Source organism: Proteus myxofaciens ATCC 19692 (genome assembly GCF_001654855.1).
GTDB classification, from domain to species: Bacteria; Pseudomonadota; Gammaproteobacteria; order Enterobacterales; family Enterobacteriaceae; genus Proteus; species Proteus myxofaciens.
The window spans coordinates 1-20750 of sequence record NZ_LXEN01000113.1; the positions used below are offsets into that span (position 1 = coordinate 1).

Annotated in this window: 20 protein-coding genes; 11 read left to right on the plus strand and 9 right to left on the minus strand. The window is 34.1% G+C overall.

Going from position 1 to position 20750, the window contains the following annotated elements:
- Positions 1-136: 136 nt before the first annotated feature.
- Positions 137-1477, minus strand: coding sequence for an MATE family efflux transporter (locus M983_RS11960; RefSeq protein ID WP_066751072.1), 1341 nt, complete (start codon positions 1475-1477; stop codon positions 137-139).
- 201 nt (positions 1478-1678) lie between these two features.
- Between M983_RS11960 and M983_RS11965 the strand changes: the two genes are divergently transcribed.
- The gene (locus tag M983_RS11965; protein WP_066751075.1) at positions 1679-2578 is read left to right on the plus strand and encodes a diaminopimelate dehydrogenase; all 900 of its coding nucleotides are present in this window, start codon (positions 1679-1681) and stop codon (positions 2576-2578) included.
- 85 nt (positions 2579-2663) lie between these two features.
- On the opposite strand, the gene M983_RS11970 is transcribed toward M983_RS11965, so the two are convergent.
- Positions 2664-3491, minus strand: a complete 828-nt coding sequence (locus tag M983_RS11970; protein ID WP_066751079.1) for a phosphoenolpyruvate hydrolase family protein — start codon at positions 3489-3491, stop codon at positions 2664-2666.
- A gap of 16 nt (positions 3492-3507) precedes the next feature.
- Positions 3508-4722, minus strand: coding sequence for a Tm-1-like ATP-binding domain-containing protein (locus tag M983_RS11975; RefSeq protein ID WP_066751081.1), 1215 nt, complete (start codon positions 4720-4722; stop codon positions 3508-3510).
- A 232-nt stretch (positions 4723-4954) separates the two neighbouring features.
- Here M983_RS11975 and M983_RS11980 point away from each other — a divergent pair, with 232 nt between their 5' ends.
- From M983_RS11980 to M983_RS11995, 4 genes are all read left to right on the plus strand, one after another.
- Complete coding sequence (locus M983_RS11980; RefSeq protein ID WP_066751083.1) at positions 4955-5587, plus strand: TetR/AcrR family transcriptional regulator; 633 nt, start codon at positions 4955-4957, stop codon at positions 5585-5587.
- 64 nt (positions 5588-5651) lie between these two features.
- On the plus strand, positions 5652-6284 hold the full coding sequence (locus tag M983_RS11985; protein ID WP_066751085.1) for a helix-turn-helix transcriptional regulator: 633 nt from the start codon (positions 5652-5654) through the stop codon (positions 6282-6284).
- Positions 6285-6487: 203 nt separating this feature from the next.
- Complete coding sequence (locus tag M983_RS11990; RefSeq protein ID WP_066751087.1) at positions 6488-6823, plus strand: hypothetical protein; 336 nt, start codon at positions 6488-6490, stop codon at positions 6821-6823.
- 257 nt (positions 6824-7080) lie between these two features.
- Entirely contained in the window at positions 7081-9270 is a 2190-nt protein-coding gene (locus M983_RS11995) for a hypothetical protein (protein WP_066751089.1), read from the plus strand.
- A gap of 1 nt (position 9271) precedes the next feature.
- Here the strand turns inward: M983_RS11995 and M983_RS12000 are convergent, their stop codons facing one another.
- Positions 9272-9682, minus strand: a complete 411-nt coding sequence (locus M983_RS12000) for a GNAT family N-acetyltransferase (protein WP_066751092.1) — start codon at positions 9680-9682, stop codon at positions 9272-9274.
- 318 nt (positions 9683-10000) lie between these two features.
- Positions 10001-10342: a YacC family pilotin-like protein gene (locus tag M983_RS12005; RefSeq protein ID WP_066751122.1), complete on the minus strand. Its 342-nt coding sequence runs from the start codon at positions 10340-10342 to the stop codon at positions 10001-10003.
- Positions 10343-10562: 220 nt separating this feature from the next.
- Between M983_RS12005 and cueO the strand changes: the two genes are divergently transcribed.
- Positions 10563-12146, plus strand: coding sequence for a multicopper oxidase CueO (gene cueO, locus M983_RS12010; protein WP_066751095.1), 1584 nt, complete (start codon positions 10563-10565; stop codon positions 12144-12146).
- Positions 12147-12305: 159 nt separating this feature from the next.
- Entirely contained in the window at positions 12306-12848 is a 543-nt protein-coding gene (hpt, locus tag M983_RS12015) for a hypoxanthine phosphoribosyltransferase (RefSeq protein WP_066751098.1), read from the plus strand.
- Positions 12849-12937: 89 nt separating this feature from the next.
- Here hpt and can read toward each other — a convergent pair whose 3' ends face one another.
- Entirely contained in the window at positions 12938-13618 is a 681-nt protein-coding gene (gene can, locus M983_RS12020; RefSeq protein WP_066751101.1) for a carbonate dehydratase, read from the minus strand.
- Between the two features lie 826 nt (positions 13619-14444).
- Between can and M983_RS12025 the strand changes: the two genes are divergently transcribed.
- The 4 genes from M983_RS12025 to M983_RS12040 all read left to right on the plus strand — a co-directional run bounded on the left by M983_RS12025 (position 14445) and on the right by M983_RS12040 (position 17839).
- Positions 14445-15392, plus strand: a complete 948-nt coding sequence (locus M983_RS12025; RefSeq protein ID WP_066751104.1) for an ABC transporter ATP-binding protein — start codon at positions 14445-14447, stop codon at positions 15390-15392.
- Positions 15389-16159 (plus strand): ABC transporter permease, encoded by a 771-nt coding sequence (locus tag M983_RS12030; RefSeq protein WP_066751106.1) that lies wholly within the window; start codon positions 15389-15391, stop codon positions 16157-16159. The genes M983_RS12025 and M983_RS12030 overlap by 4 nt, the downstream gene beginning before the upstream one ends.
- A 182-nt stretch (positions 16160-16341) precedes the next feature.
- The gene (locus M983_RS12035) at positions 16342-17571 is read left to right on the plus strand and encodes an MFS transporter (RefSeq protein WP_066751108.1); all 1230 of its coding nucleotides are present in this window, start codon (positions 16342-16344) and stop codon (positions 17569-17571) included.
- A gap of 85 nt (positions 17572-17656) precedes the next feature.
- Positions 17657-17839: a DUF2526 family protein gene (locus tag M983_RS12040; RefSeq protein WP_066751111.1), complete on the plus strand. Its 183-nt coding sequence runs from the start codon at positions 17657-17659 to the stop codon at positions 17837-17839.
- A 122-nt stretch (positions 17840-17961) separates the two neighbouring features.
- On the opposite strand, the gene htpX is transcribed toward M983_RS12040, so the two are convergent.
- The 3 genes from htpX to M983_RS12055 form a co-directional block, all read right to left on the minus strand.
- Positions 17962-18924 carry a zinc metalloprotease HtpX gene (gene htpX, locus M983_RS12045; RefSeq protein WP_066751113.1) on the minus strand — a complete coding sequence of 321 codons (963 nt, stop codon included), beginning with the start codon at positions 18922-18924 and terminating at the stop codon, positions 17962-17964.
- A gap of 70 nt (positions 18925-18994) precedes the next feature.
- Positions 18995-19555 (minus strand): LemA family protein, encoded by a 561-nt coding sequence (locus tag M983_RS12050; RefSeq protein WP_066751116.1) that lies wholly within the window; start codon positions 19553-19555, stop codon positions 18995-18997.
- A 245-nt stretch (positions 19556-19800) separates the two neighbouring features.
- Positions 19801-20750, minus strand: a 950-nt coding sequence (locus tag M983_RS12055) for a Dyp-type peroxidase (RefSeq protein ID WP_066751119.1), incomplete at its 5' end; no start/stop codon positions are given.

A 20750-nucleotide genomic window follows, 5' to 3' on the forward strand; every position in this document is an offset into this window, starting at 1 on the left:
TAGATATTAAAAAGTATCTAAATATAGAAATTTCTTTAATGAAAAAGGTCATTAAATAAAAAAAGTTAACTCATTCTGCTATAGGTTGACAACTTTTCAGGTATCAAAAGCCCAATATAATATTGGGCTTTTGAGTCTAAATATCTAATCGCTTAGTTTGCCATTTACGAGAACGCCAGCGCCATGCATTCGCCAAGCCACGTAGCCACTCATCACAAAGAAAGCCAATCCAAATTCCGACTAAGCCCATTTCCATTTTTATACCAAGGAAATAACCCACTGGAACAGCAACACCCCACATAAAACACACCGCAGTGATAAGTGGAAAACGTGCATCACCCGCAGCACGTAAGGCATTAACCATAATAATATTAAAAGTACGGCCAGGCTCTAAAAAGACAGATAAAATCACTAAAGGTAATAACTGATTAATAATACGTTGATCATCAGTAATTGAATAAAGAATAGGATCACGCATAAACCAGTAAATAATAACAATGCCAATCGTAAATAACACACCGGCTTTTAAGCTTTTAAAGCCACGAATATAAGCATCATTAAAACGTTTAGCCCCAACCATATGACCAACAAGTATCTCATTACCAATACTAATTGCGATACCAAATAACATTAAAAATAAAGAAAGTTGGAAATATAAGGTTTGTGCTGCTAATGGAACTTCTCCCATTAAGCCAATAAACGCAGAAGCCGTCATATAATGTAAAATCCAAACCAGATTTTCACCTGCGGCAGGTAAGCCGATATGTAGGATTTTCCCTAACATATTTTTAGACCAAACTAGCAATAGCTTAATTTCAAATTTAATGCGTAAGCCATAAAATAGTAGACAGCATAATAAAATAACGGCAATAACACGGCCAACAACGGTTGACCAAGCAACACCGATTAAACCGTATTGTGGTAAACCAAAGAAGCCGTAAAGAACAATCATATTACCGATAACTGTCACGATATTTGCGATCAGCGTGACATACATGGCCGCTTTTGATTTGCCATAAACACGTAAACAAGCAGCTAAAATAATTGAGATCGCTTCTGGAATAAGGCAAATACCCAAAATATGCAGGTAATCATAACCATCTTGCACTAAGTGCGATGGTGTATTCATGATATTAAGAATTTTATAGCCAAAAAAGAGAATTATCGCGGCACTAATAAAGCCAAGTAAAAAGTTAAACGCGATTGAAATATGAATTGCTTGGCTTGCTTTTTCGCGTTTTCCTGCACCTAAATATTGAGCAATAACGACACTACAGCCGACACTAATAAAGTTAAAGATGGTAATAAAAAGGTCAAAAACCTGATTACCCACCCCCATAGCAGCTAAATAAGCGGTAGAAACATGGCTTATCATGTAGGTATTAATCAATAGCGTGACGAAATGCAAAAAAATATCAATGAAGATAGGCCAGCTAAGAGAAAAGAGTGAGCGATCCGCTACATCAGATTGATGCATTGAAAACCTTCTATAAAAACAAAGTGAAAAAGTGTTGTAAATATAACCAGCGGGAAGTGGCTCGATTCTACATGGTTTATTTATAACGGAATAGCATAATTAATTAATAAATCGTAAAAATGTTTGTATGGGGTTTATTGATTGATTGTTACCTACTATTATCGAAAGGAAAAGAGAGATAATAGACTAGAAGGGAACCCAATGAATACTAAGATAAAAATCGCTATTGTCGGATATGGCAATATAGGAAAATTTGCTTTAGATGCAGTACAAGAGGCTGATGATTGCGAATTAGTCGGTGTTGTTCGACGTAATACAAATAGCATACCAGAAGAACTGCAACATATAAAAGTCACCGATGATATTACGACATTAGGGCATGTTGATGTCGCACTTCTTTGCTCTCCAACTAGAGCAATCAGTGAGATTGCAAAATCTATATTAAGCTTAGGCATTAATACTGTTGATAGTTTTGATGTTCATAGTGAAATTGTTGCTCTAAAAACAGAACTTGATAGCGTTGCGAAAAAACATGATAGCGTAGCCATTGTTTCTGCGGGGTGGGATCCTGGTTCTGATTCTATTATTCGTACCTTATTACTTGCCATGGCACCTAAAGGTGTTACTTATACTAACTTTGGCCCTGGTATGAGTATGGGACATAGTGTTGTCGCTAAAGGAATTGATGGTGTCAAAGAAGCCCTTTCAATGACTATTCCTGTAGGAACTGGCATCCATCGTCGTATGGTCTATGTGGAATTAGAAACAGGGGCTGACTTTAATAAAATAGAGAAAGCAATAAAAGAAGATAGTTATTTCTCTTCTAATGAAACTCATGTTATTGCGGTTGATTGTGTTGATAGCCTAAAAGATGTTGGTCATGGTGTAAATATCGCTCATAAAGGTGTATCTGGTAAAACACATAACCAACTTTTTGAATATTCAATGCGAATTAATAATCCCGCATTAACGTCTCAATTTATGGTTTCAGCAGCAAGGGCGAGTATGAAACAGCAGGCTGGCGCTTATACTGTTATTGAAATTCCACCAGTGAGTTTTTTAGCGGGTGATTTAAATTCCCTCATTACAAAACTTGTCTAATTCTAATTAAGACTTAATGCATAAAATATTGCCCACAAAGAGTGGGCAATAGGGTTAACGCTTTGGCAAACTTGATGATTTGAGATTAGCGTTTAATACGTTTAAATTCTTGTGTAGTTGCAGTTAATGCGATTTCTGTTGGTAAACGTTCCATTGAACTTGCACCATAGAAACCATGACAATCAGGGCAATTATCAAGAATATATTGTGCATCTTCAGGTGTTGCGATAGGACCACCATGACAAAGCACTATTACATCAGAACGAACGGCTTTAGCCGCTTTTGCCCAATCATTAATTAATGGCACACAATCTTCTAATGTTAGCGCTGTTTCAGCGCCGATATTACCACCTGTTGTTAATCCCATATGAGGTACGATGATATCAGCGCCAGCTTCTGTCATTGCTATCGCATCTTCGCGACTGAAAACATAAGGTGTTGTTAATAAATCTTTAGCGTGAGCAGCGCGGATCATTTCAACTTCAAGGCCATAGCCCATACCGGTTTCTTCAAGGTTAGCGCGGAAATTACCATCAATTAATCCAACGGTTGGGAAATTCTGTACACCAGCAAAACCTATCGCTTTAACCTCATCTAAAAATTTATCAAAATTAAGGAAAGGGTCTGTACCATTAACACCTGCAAGTACGGGTGTTTGGTTTACGACAGGTAAAACTTCTTTAGCCATATCCATCACAATTTCATTAGCATTACCATACGCTAACAATCCTGCTAATGAACCACGACCAGCCATACGATAACGGCCTGAATTATAAATCACGATAAGATCGATACCGCCAGCTTCTTCACATTTTGCAGAAAGGCCGGTACCTGCACCACCACCAATAATGGGTTCATGGCGTGCAATCATTTCATTAAATTTTTTGAGTAACGCTTCACGTGAATGAGTCATTATTCTTTCTCCGTGGTTAACGAATAAGTTCCTGGTGTAAATCATAAATTAGCTGATTAAATTCAGCTGAGTTTATGTGATAAGGACTGATGACCAATTTACGGGTCTCTGTCTCTTTAAATGTTGTTATAAATGCATCAATGAAGGCTTGATTTGCTTTTGGATCCCAAAAAGGGCCGCCTTCTATATCAAGAGCAGAAAAACCGCCCTGTGGTAATACAAATCGCAATGGGCCTTCACACTGATTTAATTTTTCAGCGATCCAGATACCCAATTGACGATTTTCCCCTGGTGTTGTACGCATTAAGGTGACTTGTGCGTTGTGATGATAAAATTGACGTTCTCTATATTTCTCTGGCACTGTAGAAGGTCGACCAAAATTCACCATATCTAAAGCACCACAAGAACCTATATAAGGTGTTTTGGTACGGGCGATAGCACCAAAACGGTCTTCATCACAAGCAAGCACACCTTCAAATAAATAATCACATACTTCTGTTGTTGTAAGATCGAGTACGCTATGAAGTAGGTGACCATCTGCCAATTTTTCCATGGCTTTGCCGCCACTTCCTGTTGCATGAAAAACTAGGCAGTCATACTCATTTTCAAGTTTTTTTGTAAGTTGTTGTATACACGGCGTTGTTACACCAAACATTGTTAATGCAACCGCAGGTTTATCAACACTTTTTTCTTCTTCATAAAAATAAACAGCACCGGCGATTTGATTTGCTGCATTTCTCAACACTTTACGAGAAATACGATTTAAGCCGGATACATCGGTTACGGAGTACATCATTGAGATATCACTTGCACCGATATAGCCTGAGATATCGCCAGACGCCATCGTTGATACCATCAATTTAGGTACGCCAATTGGCAAAGATTGCATTGCTGGTGTAATCAATGCCGTACCACCTGATCCACCAAGGCCAAGAATGGCTAAGACATCATCACGATGGTCAGTTAAAAAACGTTCAAAAGCGACTGACATTGCAGCGATTGCTTTACCACGATCACCACAAAAAACGGCCATTTTGCCTTCAGGATGATAGCTTGCAACTTCTGCTGCTGTAATATCAGCCTCTCTTTCTAAAGCAGTTGGTTTTGTCGTCAAATCTACGGTTTTAACAGGAAGGCCTGCTTTCTTAATTAATTCGCTAACATAAAAAATCTCAGCGCTTTTTGTATCAAGAGTTGTCGCAATATAAATTGAGCCAGAATACTGTTTCATTTAGCCTTCCCTTACCTTTTATGATTATTGACGAGTGGATTATAACCATAATGAGACTCTAGTTTCATTTATCATAGCACCATTTTGAGACTTTAGTCTCATTATTTTTGTTTTTTATTTCTTAAATATCGATTAGGCTACGCAAATCACCTAAAGTAGGCTCAATAAAATTCTATATTGGCCTAAAAATCAGTAATCAAGATACCAGTGTAGTAATAGCGAAGGATTTTTTATGAGTAACAGTGAAGAAACAGATGCAATGTCTGGTACACGCAAACGTACCCATCAATTATTAGTTTCCACGGCGTTGGGGCTTTTTGAACAGGGTATGTTACCAACTGTGTCAGAATTAGCAGTACATGCAGGTGTTTCTAGAGCGACGGCGTATCGCTATTTTCCGACACAAAGTGATTTAATTAGTGCGACAGTGAATGCGAGTTTAGCGCCGATTATCGCATGGACTCCAGCACCAGAAGATAATACACAAGAGCGTATTACTAAGTTGTTAAATCTTGCATATCCACAAATGTTTAAACATGAAGGTGCATTACGTGGCGCATTGCAAGTATCACTGCAACAATGGGCAAAAGAGAGACAATCGAAAGAATTTACAGAAAAACGTTTTATTCGTGGGCATCGTAAAGATATTTTACTACGGGTTATTGAGCCACTAAAAGTAAAATATCCACAAGAGATGTGGGATAAGGTTATTAAAGCATTTTCACTGGTTTATGGTTCAGAAGTCTTTTTAGTGATGAAAGATATCTGGAAAATGGACGATCAGCAGGTTATTGATATGACTCAATGGATGGCAAAAGCGATTCTAAATCAGGCAATAGCAGATTTTCCTACAGATAACGATTAATTATTTGAATAAATCGGTTAAAATTGTATAAATCATTTACGTTTTAGCTATTACAGAGATCGTTATGTCACATAAAACTGAAGACCAAGCGTGGCTAGTAGAACAACTACAATTTATAGCACAAGGCATTGGTAAAACATTATCGCCTTTTTGTGAAGTTGTACTTCATGATCTGACTGATAGTGAAAATACCATTATGGTAATAGAAAATAATCTATCAGGTAGAAAAGTCGGGGATAGAGCGACAGAATTGGGAATGGCGCGTATTGAATCGCCCGATTTTCCACAAATTGTTGCAAATTATCCTAATCAATTTCCTGATGGACGAACAGCGAAAAGTACCTCTATTGGTATTAAAGATAAACAAGGTAACTATGTTGCAGCTTTGTGCTTGAATATTGATATATCAATGATCAAAGGATTACAAATGGTATTAAACCAATTTTCCACGTTGGAAGAAGGTAATGAGATCATTGAAACCTTTAGTTCGGTAACAGAAGATTCGCTTAAAAAACGCATTGATGAGTTTTCTGCCACTTATTCTGTTACGCCAAGAGCGCTTAAACCGCATCAACGACGTGAGCTATTATTATGTTTACAAGATGAGGGTTATTTATCATTGCGTAAAGCGATGGAAATTACAGCTCAATACCTTGGCGTTTCAAGAGCGACAGTTTATAACGATTTAAAAGAGTAATTAAAAATAGAAATGTACTATTGTTATCAAAAAAGACACCAATAACGGGTGTCTTTTTTTATAGTAGCTCATTTTTATAGATAAAATATTCTTTTTTTATCAAATAGTATCGTTATATCTATCTTGTTTCTTTTTTTGCAAATTTTTTTATTTAAAATGCGTAATATCTTAATTGTTTTCATTCATTACTATAGGATATTATCATGACTATTTCTAAACTTAATACTTCTTATCTTAATAAAATCGGTGCTAATTTTGAAAAAGGCACTGAAAGAGTATTTAACTCATTAAGAAATGCGATTGAAAAAATAAAAAATACAATGTGTAAATTTAGAGATCATTTAACAAATATAAATAATAAAAGTGATATTAGTGAATCTGAGTCATTAAGTGATTTTTTAAATAAACATCATGCTATGATAGCAAAATTTGATGAACAAAAAGAGAGTTCAGGGTTTAAGGATAATTTTGAAAAAGATACTGAGTTACTTTTAAATAAGAAAATTATTGATAATACGCTAAATGACTCTGAAGCTTGATACACTTTATTTATCTAAAATAAAGTGGATAAATTGATAGACAAATAGATTATTAGAGTTTTATTAACAAAGTTAATAAAATAAAATTAAAAATCATAATTATAATTTTTAAATTAAATTAATTTGTTTTTGTAATTATATTATTATATGTATTCATAATGGTTATTAATATTTTATTTTTTATTAAATGTCTTTTTATAAAAGATAGAGTTAACAGTGAAAAATAAAATAAAATAATTAATTTCGAGGTTAAAATAATGAGTGTTAATAATATTAATGGATTTAGTGGTAGAATTTCTTTTTCAACTAAAAACTCTTTCTTTGATAGAGATAAGTTGACTATAGTTAACAACATAAAAAATATATCTAACACTAATGTAAAGTTTAATTTTGTAAGTAAAATATTTCATGCATTTAAGCGGTTATCAACATTACTCACCATTAGCAAAACAGGAAGAATAGGGATAAAAAATAGAAGTGACGAGAAAGATAAGTATAGTGATAGCATCAAAGAATTAAATGGTAGAATGGCAAAATGCTTAATCGAGGAAAATAAAGTATCAAAAAATATAAATGATAAAGTTAATGAGCTTAATTCTTCATTAGTAAATGATAAGAATAAAGTAGAAGATAAATTACAAAACATGATTCAAATAAAAAATAAATTAGTAACAGAAGAAAGGAAGGTAGATCATTTTTTAAGTTTAATCGAAAATGAAAATGTAAGTTTTGGAAGTAGATATAGTTTTTTTAATTATTTAAATGAATTAAAGCGAGCTGAATCTTTTTGTGAACAATCTAATAATCCTAGTGATAATGAATTTTCTACAACATTTAAACATATCTTTGAAGAAAGAGTTTCAAGAGTAAAAGAAAGCGATATAAATAAAATATATAATGAAATAATAAATACTTATACATTAAACACAACTTTTCATAATAATAAAAAAAATATAATTACAGAATTACACCATAATAATGATAATGTACTAGATAACTTCCCTACTAATACAGAAAAAGAAAAATTTCTTTCTAAAATAAATTTTTTAGTTTCTATATCAGAGAGTCAGTTAGCCCTGAATAAAGAACAATATAAAATTGATAATTTAAATAGAATAATGCATAGAATCTTAAATGAAGAGGAGCAAGAAGCTGGAATTAATTATTCTTACAGTGATACTAAAGAGGGCTGGATAAAGAAATATATGAATGAGTTTTATGGTAATAAAAAAATTGAAAGACAGAGTATTGGTACTGATATTGAAGGGCTTAGCGGTGATATGGTAGATGCTGGTATTGACGCTGATACGATAAGTATTCATAGTAGTGATTATGATTGCGATATTAGTGACAATAATTCTGTATTAATGCAAAAAAGAATTTCTACTAATAAAGAAGATAGTGTTATATCTGATGATGATTCTATAAGTGTTCATAGTAGTAATTATGATCGCGATACTAGTGATAATGATTATGAAATAAATAGTAATAAAATTTATAATAATGAGGAAATGTTAAGTGATTTAGTTTCTTTATTAGAATCAGAAAGAATGAGTTTATTGGAAAATAAAAATTCCAATAATCTTAAAATGGCAATAATAAATATATTATCTAAATTTAGTGATTTAAATAATATAGTAACTGAAAGTTTAAAATTATCTAAAGATAATAATAATAATGAATTGATGATGTCTCTACAAAAAATAAAGAATTTTTCTGATATGATTCTTGCTAATGAACAATTAAACAATGTTGAGGAAAATTACTCGGTTGAACTAAATAATAATCCTTTTTATTCTAGAGTAAAAGGGTCACTTGAAAATATAGCGGAGAAATTTACTGAAATAGGTGATTTAATAGAAGGGAATAAAGATAATTTAAACTCGATAAAAAAAGAAATAGAAAATTCACTTCAAAATATTTTAACTAAAGTTAATTATTTTACCCTTGCTGGTAAAAAAGAATTAATAGATGATGTATTAATTCTAATTGAACAATCTATTAGTCAAACTGACAATGAAATGGAATGGGATGGTTATATATCCTCTAATAATAAATTAGAAAATATTAATGATGACCAAAGATGGGATAATAATGACCAAGAATGGGATAATGATGGGCTATCTGTTAGCGATATGGAAATAAATAATGGTGAAATAAAATCAACAGAGGAAAAAATTGCTGAATTTATTTTAGATAATATACCATTAAATAATGGAAAAGATATAAGTCATAGTGATCTAGATATTGAAAATAAAAATACTAAAGAAGACTTAGATGAGAAAATAAAATTTCCATCAACACTATATCAAATGTTTTTAAACGCTGAAAACTTAGATGATAAAATATCAGATGATAAAGTATCAGATGATAAAATAAATAATGAAATGGATAATGAAATAAATAATGAAGTGAATAAATGGCTAGAAGAATATAAGGAAAAATAATTTATAATTCTTTTCTCAAATAGTACTTCTTGTCACTGATTGGATAGTTCTCCAGAGTACCAAAAATGTTAAAGCCCTGTTTTTGATAAAAAGGCAGGGCTTGAAAGCTAAATGTATCTAATTCGACATATTTGGCTCCTTTTTGTTTTGCTACTTTTTCCATCGTTTGCAGTAATTCTGTGCCTAATTTTTTTCCTCTATGCTCACTGTCAACCCATAAGTAACAGATACGTAACCAATTACCAAGAATATCACCTGTAATGCCACCAATTTTTTTGCCATTTTCTTCTTTAAATACAGCAAGCGGTGTGTATTGATCAAAACTTAAATAATGAAGATTATGGCTAAGTAACCCCTCATAAATTTCGTTTATTTCATCAGCTGTAGGGCTTGTGGTAATTTTTAGTGTCATGAGTCGCTCTTAAATATCAAGAAAAGTGGAATATACATAATAACAATTTAGTTAATTAATTTATTTTGTAAAACTGATTGTGGTTTTAGGATTGATAACCGAGCTTTTATTACAATAAATTCGATTCTAAGCACCCTTTATGTTGACGTCACTAGGCAGTGCTATTTTTATTCAGTCATTAATTAGTGAGTCTATTGCGTTATTTTGGAATGAGCATCAGAAAAAAGAAATGAGAAAAAGGTAAGATTAAAATAACCTCTATCAATTGGGGTATTCAATTAAACCATTGAATTAGAGGTTATTTTAGTTACTGGTAGCTTAGTAATTAAGTAAACTCAGTGATTTATTTGCAAGCAATTGGCACTTTTTATTATGTGTGATTTCAATTCCCTTCAAATCGTTATAACTATCTTCATTTAATTGATTCATAGGAAGTACAGAATAGTTACTCACATCCCATTTTTGGGAGCGTGAGAAAATAACGAGTGCGCGTTCAATCTTAGGTTTTGATATTTGCTCATAGCCACAATCTTTATTTAAAAACAAGAAAACAGCAGTTAAATCAGCCAAGTCTTCGGCTTGAGAATCAGTTAATGCTTTTGTACTTGCTGAAAACAGCATTAAAAAAGACAAGGAAAAGGTACAAAACAAAGTGAACATTTTTTTCATTGGGGGAGGTGTTCCTCAGCGTGGTAATTTCACTAGAAATGTTATTTCGCTTAATGTAATTAAAAGTTTTGCAAAGACCCTCTGATTTATCAGGTTTTAAATTGACCTTCCTGTAAGGGGAAACTTTAACATCAATGGCAGTGCATAAAATGACCACTCGGTCTATTACAACAAACTCAGAGTAGCTTATTTTTGTTTAAAGGAATACATCATGCAACGTCGCGAATTTTTAAAATTAGGCGCCACACTTAGTGCTTTTACATTATTACCAAGCTGGAGTCGCCTTGCATTTGCCCAAAGTACCACGCCTTCATTAGCTATTCCACCCCTAATTAGCCCTGACTCACAACAAAAGATTACTCTTAATATTCAACAAGGTTTTTCGCATTTTTTGTCATCAATTAACACAACAACATGGGGTTATAACGGCAGTTTACTAGGCCCTGCTATAAAACTGAAACGAAACCAACCTGTCACAATGAATATTCATAATCAACTTTCTGATGCGACTACAGTTCATTGGCATGGATTAGAAATTAGTGGTGAGCAAGATGGCGGACCTCAAGCACTAATTCAACCTAATCAATCACGTAGTGTGACTTTTACGCCAAATCAATCGGAGTCTACTTGCTGGTTTCACCCTCATACTCATGGTGTAACAGGTCAACAAGTCGCAATGGGATTAGGTGGATTAGTTATTCTTGAAGATGAAGAAACCCCAAAACATAAATTACCTAATCATTGGGGAATTGATGATTTACCTATTATTTTGCAAGATAAGCGTTTAGATAGTGAAGGGCAGATTGATTATCAGCTTGATGTTATGAGCGCAGCTATTGGTTGGTTTGGCGATATCATGTTAACCAATGGTGCTATTCAACCTCAACATATCGTGCCTAAAGGGTGGATAAGGCTGCGTTTTTTAAATGGTTGTAATGCTCGTAGTCTTAATTTAGCCACAAGTGATGGTAGGCCGATGTATGTTATCGCCAGTGATGGTGGATTATTGGCTGAACCCGTTAAAGTAACGGAATTACCTATTTTAATGGGTGAACGTTTTGAAGTATTGATTGATACATCTGATGGACGAGATGTCGATATTGTTACTTTACCTGTACGCCAAATGGGTATGGTACTCGCACCTTTTGATAATGCCTTGACTATATTACGTTTATTGCCTTCAGCAGAAAAATCTCAAGGCATTTTACCTGATAGTCTCGCATTGATTCCTGCTTTACCTTCTCTTAGCAATATTGCAAGTCGTTCATTACATTTACGTATGGATATGCGTCTAGATATGCAAGGAATGATGGCATTAACAGAGCGTTATGGTGATAAAGCATTAGCAGGATTACATCATGGTATGAGCCATATGCGTGGTAATCATAGTCAAGGTGGAATGATGGGACGCGGTATGATGAATGGCTGTGGTCATGGCGATATCGATATTTATAATGCTAATAGTATCAATGGGATACCATTTTCAATGACAGAGCCTGCGTTTGATGTCAAACAAGGTGAGTATGAACGTTGGGTTGTTTCTGGTCGTGGAGACATGATGTTGCATCCTTTCCATGTACATGGCACGCAATTTCGTATTTTAACGGAAAATGGTAGAGCGCCAGAGAAACACCGCCAAGGTTTTAAAGATATCGTGAAAGTTGAAGGCCAAGTCAGCGAAATTTTGGTGAAATTTAATCATTTAGCACCAAAAGAGCATCCATTTATGGCGCATTGTCATCTCTTAGAGCATGAAGATACAGGAATGATGTTAGGATTTACTGTGAGTAAGTAGTATTTCACTATAACTATCATTAATATCAGAGAGATAAATTGAATAAGGGGATGAAATTGATATTTTATTCCCTTATATTCATTAAATCAGATCGTCGCATGATGAAGTAAGTTCTGGTACAATCGGTTGCTTTCCCCGTTAACCCAATCGAAATAAATCATGAAACATATTGTTGATGTCATGATCTCTGAAAAAGAGATCAAACAGCGTATTGCTGAGTTAGGCCGTGAAATTACAGAGCATTACCGTCCTCGTGAAGGTAAACATGATCTTGTCTTAATCGGCTTATTAAAAGGATCTTTTATTTTTATGGCTGATTTATGCCGTGAAATTGAAGTCCCTCATGAAGTTGATTTTATGACCGTGTCAAGTTATGGCAATGGTATGACATCAACCCGTGATGTTAAAATTATCAAAGATCTTGATGAAGATATTCGCGGAAAAGATATTTTGATTGTTGAAGATATTATTGATTCAGGTAATACCTTAAATCGTGTTAGTGAGATTTTAAGTTTACGTGAACCAGCCTCTATTTCTATCTGTACTTTACTTGATAAACCTTCTCGTCGTGAAGTTGATGTCCCTGTTGAGTGGATTGGTTACTCAATCGAAGATAAATTTGTTATCGGTTATGGTATTGATTACGCACAACGTTATCGTCATTTGCCTTATATTGGGCATGTCACTTTATTAGATGAATAATTTTCAAGTAAAAATAATAGTGAACATATAGATAATAAAATCCCGCATAATGCGGGATTTTGATTTGCAGATTTAGTGAAAATGAAATTTTAGCTTTTCACTTGTTCGCTTGATTTGTTAGAAGGTTGATTCAGTTTTGCTATCGCTTGACGATAAGAAAGCTCAAGTTTTTCACGGCTATCTGAGGTGATATCTAAATCATGTAATTCACCATTATTGATACCGTAAACCCAACCATGGATCATCACTTTTTGTCCACGTTTCCAAGCTGCTTGCATGATTGTTGAGTGACCTAAGTTATAAACTTGCTCAATAACATTTAATTGACAAAGTAAGTCTAATCGTTCTTGTGGTGCGAGTTCACCCAACATTGAGCTGTGTTTATACCAAATATCACGAATATGCAGTAACCAGTTATTAATTAAACCAAGTTCAGTACCTTTGATTGCGGCTTCAATACCACCACAACCATAGTGACCACAAATAATAATATGCTCAACTTGCAGTACATCAACGGCATATTGAATGACGGAAAGGCAATTTAAATCAGTATGAATAACAAGGTTTGCGACATTACGGTGCACAAATAAATCACCAGGTGCGGCGTCAATTAATTTTTCAGCGGGAACACGGCTATCTGAACAGCCTATCCATAAAAAATGGGGTTTTTGTCCTTTAGATAGCTCTTTAAAAAACTGTGGGTTTTCTTCAGTGACAGATTGTGACCATTGCTTATTATTTGCTAATAGCTCTTCAATTTTTCTCATCATGACGTGACTGCCTGTAAATTCGGTTTCCACCATTTGCGCTGACAGTAACGCCAACACGAAATAGTTCAGTGTTATTATGGGATGCTATAGATCCATTAAGAATAGGTATTTTTATATCATTACTTTTGAGTAAATCAGAAGGCTTTTTTAAGCCAAGTGACAGATAATTACCTGAAATATTGCTTTCAAATAAGATAGAACTTTTTATAACATTTGTTTAATGAATTTATTGACACATTATTTGATGTAAATCAATTTTATAATATTATAATCACTTGTAAATTAACTTAATTTGCTATTTGTTGATTTAAAGTGACGGTATTTATGATAAAAAAATCTTAATAATTTTGTTATTACCGCTTTTAAAACGTATAAAAATTATAAAATGATGTAATATTAACCACTAAAAATACTGAGCCATGCTTTTAGCGCAATATTCATCAGAAAGATTGAGTAATAACGGCAATAATTTTATTTTTATTATAGAAGCTAAATGGTTACAAAAAGAAATAAATTTTCTTAACATTAAGAATTTTAGCCATAAATGGGGTGAAATGAGAGGTTGTATTTATACTGCTTTAGATACGGCATATTATTTCTTTCTTAAACAGTTAAATTATATTTACTTATTTATTTGTGCCATAAGCCGTAAAACGGTTTATTTGCTATTCGTTTTTCTCTAGAATAACTTATTCCATTTTTTCCTATTGAATTAAACCTATTTTCTAAGTTGCGATAAATTCGTCATGCTTAGTTGAATAGCTATTTTCTGATTTCAGCCTAGTAAATGCTGAATAATGTAGTTGATAAAAGGTAATTTCCACTTATGACTTATGCTTTGGAGTTAACCGAGTTAACGAAAACTTACCATAATGGTGTTAAAGCCCTAAAAGGTATTAATCTTACCGTTGAAGCGGGGGATTTTTATGCATTGTTAGGCCCTAATGGTGCAGGTAAATCGACGACTATTGGGATTATTAGCTCTTTAGTCAATAAAAGTAGCGGGAAAGTAAAAGTCTTTGGCTATGACACTGATACCGATATGGTCAATGCCAAACGACAACTAGGATTAGTGCCACAAGAATTTAATTTCAATCCTTTTGAAACCGTTATGCAAATTGTTCTTAACCAAGCGGGTTATTATGGTGTCCCTCGTAAATTAGCGTTAGAACGTGCTGAAAAATATTTAAAACAGCTCGATTTATGGGAGAAAAGAGATCAACGAGCACGTTTTTTATCAGGTGGTATGAAACGCCGTTTAATGATTGCTCGTGCATTAATGCATGAACCTAAATTACTTATTCTTGATGAACCCACGGCAGGTGTTGATATTGAATTACGTCGTTCAATGTGGACGTTTTTAAAACAACTCAATGTGCATGGAACAACAATTATATTAACCACTCATTATTTAGAAGAAGCAGAAATGCTCTGCCGGAATATTGGTATTATTCAACGAGGTGAACTTGTCGAAAATACCAGCATGAAAAGTTTATTAGGTAAGTTAGAGTCTGAAACCTTTATTTTAGATCTCGCACCTAAAAGCCCATTACCGGAATTAGAAAATTATCAATATCGCTTAATTGATACTTCTACATTAGAAGTTGATGTAAAAAGAGAACAAGGATTAAACAGTGTATTTGCACAATTAAATGCACAGGGCATTCAGGTATTAAGTATGCGAAATAAGGCGAATCGCCTTGAAGAATTATTTGTCCACTTAGTCAATGAAGATCATACCGATATTCATCATCAAGAAGGAGAGAGGGAATGATTCAGCTGTATTGGGTAGCCCTCAAAACAATTTGGATTAAAGAAATTACCCGTTTTGGTCGTATCTGGATCCAAACATTAATTCCACCTGTTATTACGATGTCGCTGTATTTTGTTATTTTTGGTAACTTAATTGGTAAGCGTATTGGTGATATGGGGGGCGTAGATTATATGCAGTTTATTGTGCCTGGCCTGATTATGATGGCGGTTATAACGAACTCTTATGCTAACGTTTCTTCTTCTTTCTTTGGTGCTAAATTTCAGCGAAGTATTGAGGAATTATTAGTTTCACCAGTACCTACACATGTTGTTATTGCAGGATTTGTTGGCGGTGGTGTTGCTCGTGGTGTTTGTGTTGGTATATTAGTCACCTTAGTTTCACTCTTCTTTGTACCTTTAGAAATTCATTCTTGGACAATGGTTGTAGTGACATTATTAATGACTTCAATTGTGTTTTCTTTGGCGGGATTACTGAATGCTATTTTTGCCAAAACATTTGATGATATTAGTATTATTCCAACCTTTGTTTTAACACCATTAACATATTTAGGTGGTGTCTTTTATTCTATTTCGCTATTACCTACATTCTGGCAAGGGGTCTCTAAATTAAACCCAATTGTGTATATGATTAGTGGTTTCCGTTATGGTTTTTTAGGGATCAATGATGTTTCATTAACGGTCACCGTTAGCGTGTTATGTCTCTTTATCGCGGTCTTTTATATTATTGCTTGGTATTTAATTGAGAAAGGCCGTGGCTTAAGAAGTTAATTAATAAAAACGATAAATAGTTAAAAGCGAAAATCGGTATCTTAAATAGAGATATCGATTTTTTTTGATTAGCCTGTCACAAATCATGTTAAAATTTCTTTAAATATCCTCTTTACTATTAACAAAATTATTTTTGTTGTTTAGTATACTAAACAATTCAATAAGGGATAGTAGGAAATGTGATGACAACGGCAAGTAAAACGAGCAAAGTACCGCCAACACTTTCTCGTAATAAACTTTTATGTATTGCAGGTATGGGGTGGACTTTTGATGCAATGGATGTGGGATTATTAGCTTTTTTACTCACCGCATTAAAAGAAGATTGGGGGTTAACGGCATCACAACTCGGTTGGATTGGCAGTGTTAATTCCATCGGTATGGCAATTGGTGCATTTGTTTTTGGTATTATGGCTGATAGAAAAGGGCGGAAACCTGTTTTTATTATCACGCTGTTATTGTTTAGTCTGGGATGCGGATTAACCGCAGCTGCTAGCTCTTTAATGATGGTACTTATTTTACGTTTTTTTATTGGCATGGGATTAGGTGGCGAATTACCTGTAGCTTCAACCTTGGTCAGCGAAAGTGTAAAAACACATGAACGTGGGCGAATTGTTGTTTTATTAGAAAGTTTCTGGGCTGTAGGTTGGTTAATTGCCGCTTTAATTGCTTATTTTATTATTCCTGATTATGGCTGGCGTATGGCAATGCTATTAAGTGCATTACCCGCTGTGTATGCCCTTTATTTACGTTCAAAATTACCAGAGCCTGTTATTTCCCCTCTTAAAAAGAAAAAATCGTTATCTATTGCGCAATCAATGTCGCTTATTTGGTCTGTGCAATATCGTCGTTCAACCTTAATGTTATGGATTTTATGGTTTTGCGTCGTATTTTCTTATTATGGTATTTTTCTTTGGTTACCTAGCGTTGCGATGATGAAAGGCTTTAGCTTAATTAAAAGTTTTCAATACGTTTTAATCATGACATTAGCACAGTTACCGGGGTATTTTACCGCAGCTTGGCTAATTGAACGTTATGGCAGAAAGTTTGTATTAGTCACATATCTTACTGGCACCGCTATCAGTGCTTATTATTTTAGTGTGGCAGATTCAATATCATCATTGCTTATTTTTGGTATGTTACTTTCGTTTTTTAATTTAGGTGCGTGGGGGGCTTTATATGCTTATACGCCAGAGCAATATCCAGATGCAATAAGAGCAACAGGCGCTGGTACAGCAACAGCAATAGGACGAATTGGGGGAATTTTAGGTCCTTTGATGGTGGGGTATTTGGTTCAATATCAATTTGAAATTAGCTCGATATTCTTAATTTTTAGTTGTTCTATTGCTGTCGCTATCATTGCTGTTTTATTACTAGGAAAAGAAACGAAAAATCGACCATTAAATTCGATTTAATCATTATTTGTGTGACTAAAAATATAGAATTTCTCTTTCTTGTAATATGATACCACTAAGATTTTTATGAAGAAGAGGAATTGAAATGTCTCATTATAATGAAATAGTAAAACACGTTGATGAGGCTATCGCCACAGCCAATATTCAAACAATGAATGAGCTTTTAGTCGAATTAGGTAAGGATAAAACAATTGAATATCCGCAGCGTTATGAGCAACAAGAGCGTTTGCGTACGGCTATTTTTCATCATGGCGAAAAGCACCGTTAATCAGATTATTGTGATGTAATATTGCTGGTTTAGTGAAAATACGTTCTCAATAAAAAAGCGTTTGTTTAATACAACAAACGCTTTTCTTTTTTTTACGTTTTTTGTGTTTCTAAATTGTTATTTTATTTTTCGCCTTTCAGCGCGGCAATTCTATTTTCAATCGATGGGTGAGTTGAGAAGAATGAGTCACCTTTATTAAAAATTGATGCCGCTCTACGGTATTCTCTTCCTGTTGTTCCATCTTCAAAATCTTGTGTTTCGTGTTGTGCTGAAATTTTGGTTAATGCGCTAATCATGGCTTGATTGTCTTGTGTTAAATCAACGGCTGCCGCATCAGCCATATATTCACGAGTACGCGATAAGTAAAAGTAAAGCACTTGAGTAATAATCGGTAACACAAAGTTTAATACGATTAAGATAAGTCGGGCTTTACTCGCAGCATCATTACCTTTGCCATTCCCTCGATTATTTGAGGCAAGGTATAATCGAGAGCCGAAGATATTTGTTACCGTTAAAATCACATTCGCTAATATACCCACATATAAGGTAAGTCGTGAGTCACCATGAATAATATGCCCTGTTTCATGTGCTAATACCGCTTGTATTTCTTGGCGATTAAGTTTATCGAGCAAACCCTGTGTAATGCCAATAAAGGCATTTTTTTCTGACCAACCTGCGGCAAACGCATTCGCTTCTGGTGTATCAAGAATATAGAGTTTTGGAATATAACCTAATGTGGCACTTAAACTTAGTTCTTCAACAATATTTAATAATTGTCGTTCTTGTGCATTAAGTGTTTCACTAGGTGAAATTAAACGGGCATTCATACCAGTTAGCATCATTTTATGTCCTTTAAAGTGAATAAAGAGCAATAAAATAATGGAGATAGCTAAAATAATTAATGATGCAATTGGGGTCTTTTTGAATGTCAGAAAGGCCAGCATATTATCGGTTAAATCAAGATAAGGATTTGCACCAATAGCTGTATCTACTAATAAGCCAATAATCAGCATTAATAATAGATAGGTCGCAATAACCAAACGAGTGCGTAGCGCATTTTTACGTAATATGTTTCTGAAATCCATTTTTAAAACTCCAAACAGCACGCAGAAGTGCTGTTTTTAACAATCTAGTCGTACATGTGATGAAGTAAAATCAATCAAAGTTAATACGGCGAGCTTCCTCTGATTTAATCGTTGTTTCATCAAGACGCCAGTACTCTTTATTAATAACAAGGCTTGGAAAAATCTTGACGATAAATACAGCAGGAATTGAAGCGATAAAAGCACGATATTGCTCTAGTGTGCGGTTATAACCACGTTTAGCAAAAGAAAGTTTATTCTCTGTTGAAACAATCTCTTCTTGTAAATTGGCCATCACAGAATCTGATTTTAATTCTGGGTAATTTTCAACCGCCACATTTATTGCGCCACTTGATACAATTTTAGAAAGCTCATCTTCGGCAGCTTTTGCTTCTTGGCTATTAGTACTTTGAGTTTGTGTTCTGAGTTTGGTAATGGTGGTAAACACTTCAGACTCATGACTAAGGTATTTTTTTACTGTTGCTAATAAACTATCAAATACTTTTCCACGGCGATCAAGTTGCACTGAAATTTCAGTTTCACTAGAGATAACGGCTTCACGCATAGTAACAATACGGTTGTAGTAATAAAAAATAATAACCAATAAAACGATAACAATAATTAATCCAGTCATGGTGAAGTCTCTCCTTAAAAATCGTCAATAAGAATATATTTTGTACAATACCAGCGACTAACTAATAGTGCCTATTCATCACCAAGATAGCCAGATAATATTTCATTATAAACAAGTTGGAATAAAAATAAGATAATTGAAGAAAGAAAATAGATATGTAAGAAATACACCTGAGAAGAGTATTTGTTGGTGAAATTTACGCACTTTACTGTAAATAAAGAATAATAAAGTGCGTAATATGATGATTAATCAAAAAGAGCTTGGCCTAGAATATCGCCTTCTTTGGGTATTCCCGGTAAAACAAAATAATAACCTCCCCCAAAAGGTTTTATATAACGCTCTAATGGCTCTCCATTAAGCCGTTTTTGAGTATCGATAAATCCTTTTTTTAAGTTATTTTGAAATGAGACAAAAATAAGTCCCATATCTAATTGTCCTGATGGCGTTAATCCCAATGAATAGCTATAACTACGTCTGCGTAATTTAGCACTATAACGCTCAGTGGTTCTTGGTTCGGCTCGTCGCATATGGGAATCAAATAATACTCTATCGCCATGAGGATCATTTTCAAACTCAGGTGAGTCCATTTCATGTTTCATGCCAATAGGTGCGCCTGTTTCACGCTCACGACCAAAATTATTTTCTTGGTCTTCAAGGGGAGTTCTATCCCAAAATTCTAAGGCAAAACGAATAAGACGAACGGCCTGATAACTCCCTCCAATGCACCATTGTGGTTCTTTTTGTTTTTCGGTGATCCACACTAAATCATCCATTAATATATTGTCAGTGGAAGGTGCATTTCCTGTGCCATCTTTAAAACCGAATAAATTAATAGGAGTTTGGCGTTTATCAATATCACGAGATGGCAGAAAACCATCTATTTTCCAGATAGGGTGAAGCATGCCAGAAAGATATTTTAAAATATCTCTTAGCGCGTAAATAATACTTTCTTGGCTATTTGCACATAGCTGTAAAAGAATATCACCACCACACCATTTCGCTTCTAATCTATCATTAGGAAAGGGCTTCATTGGCTCTAAACGTTTAGGTTTCTTTTCACTAAATCCAAAGCGATTATCAAAAAAACTATCGCCTAATGAAACCGTAATCGTTAATTCATCGGGTTCAAGTTGTGTTCCTAAAATACCCGATTCTGCGGGGGGTAAATGGGGATTACTATTTTGCTTTAATTGCT

What these genes read in the sequence shown, in the direction of transcription:
- M983_RS11995 (WP_066751089.1), top strand. Translation starts at nt 7,081, where the DNA reads ATGAGTGTTAATAATATTAATGGATTTAGTGGTAGAATTTCTTTTTCA.
- cueO (WP_066751095.1), top strand. Translation starts at nt 10,563, where the DNA reads ATGCAACGTCGCGAATTTTTAAAATTAGGCGCCACACTTAGTGCTTTT.
- M983_RS11960 (WP_066751072.1), bottom strand. Translation starts at nt 1,477, where the DNA reads ATGCATCAATCTGATGTAGCGGATCGCTCACTCTTTTCTCTTAGCTGG.
- M983_RS12050 (WP_066751116.1), bottom strand. Translation starts at nt 19,555, where the DNA reads ATGACTGGATTAATTATTGTTATCGTTTTATTGGTTATTATTTTTTAT.
- M983_RS11990 (WP_066751087.1), top strand. Translation starts at nt 6,488, where the DNA reads ATGACTATTTCTAAACTTAATACTTCTTATCTTAATAAAATCGGTGCT.
- M983_RS11985 (WP_066751085.1), top strand. Translation starts at nt 5,652, where the DNA reads ATGTCACATAAAACTGAAGACCAAGCGTGGCTAGTAGAACAACTACAA.
- M983_RS12025 (WP_066751104.1), top strand. Translation starts at nt 14,445, where the DNA reads ATGACTTATGCTTTGGAGTTAACCGAGTTAACGAAAACTTACCATAAT.
- M983_RS11980 (WP_066751083.1), top strand. Translation starts at nt 4,955, where the DNA reads ATGAGTAACAGTGAAGAAACAGATGCAATGTCTGGTACACGCAAACGT.
- can (WP_066751101.1), bottom strand. Translation starts at nt 13,618, where the DNA reads ATGATGAGAAAAATTGAAGAGCTATTAGCAAATAATAAGCAATGGTCA.
- htpX (WP_066751113.1), bottom strand. Translation starts at nt 18,924, where the DNA reads ATGGATTTCAGAAACATATTACGTAAAAATGCGCTACGCACTCGTTTG.
- M983_RS12005 (WP_066751122.1), bottom strand. Translation starts at nt 10,342, where the DNA reads ATGTTCACTTTGTTTTGTACCTTTTCCTTGTCTTTTTTAATGCTGTTT.
- M983_RS12040 (WP_066751111.1), top strand. Translation starts at nt 17,657, where the DNA reads ATGTCTCATTATAATGAAATAGTAAAACACGTTGATGAGGCTATCGCC.
- M983_RS12030 (WP_066751106.1), top strand. Translation starts at nt 15,389, where the DNA reads ATGATTCAGCTGTATTGGGTAGCCCTCAAAACAATTTGGATTAAAGAA.
- M983_RS11965 (WP_066751075.1), top strand. Translation starts at nt 1,679, where the DNA reads ATGAATACTAAGATAAAAATCGCTATTGTCGGATATGGCAATATAGGA.
- M983_RS12035 (WP_066751108.1), top strand. Translation starts at nt 16,342, where the DNA reads ATGACAACGGCAAGTAAAACGAGCAAAGTACCGCCAACACTTTCTCGT.
- M983_RS12000 (WP_066751092.1), bottom strand. Translation starts at nt 9,682, where the DNA reads ATGACACTAAAAATTACCACAAGCCCTACAGCTGATGAAATAAACGAA.
- M983_RS11970 (WP_066751079.1), bottom strand. Translation starts at nt 3,491, where the DNA reads ATGACTCATTCACGTGAAGCGTTACTCAAAAAATTTAATGAAATGATT.
- hpt (WP_066751098.1), top strand. Translation starts at nt 12,306, where the DNA reads ATGAAACATATTGTTGATGTCATGATCTCTGAAAAAGAGATCAAACAG.
- M983_RS11975 (WP_066751081.1), bottom strand. Translation starts at nt 4,722, where the DNA reads ATGAAACAGTATTCTGGCTCAATTTATATTGCGACAACTCTTGATACA.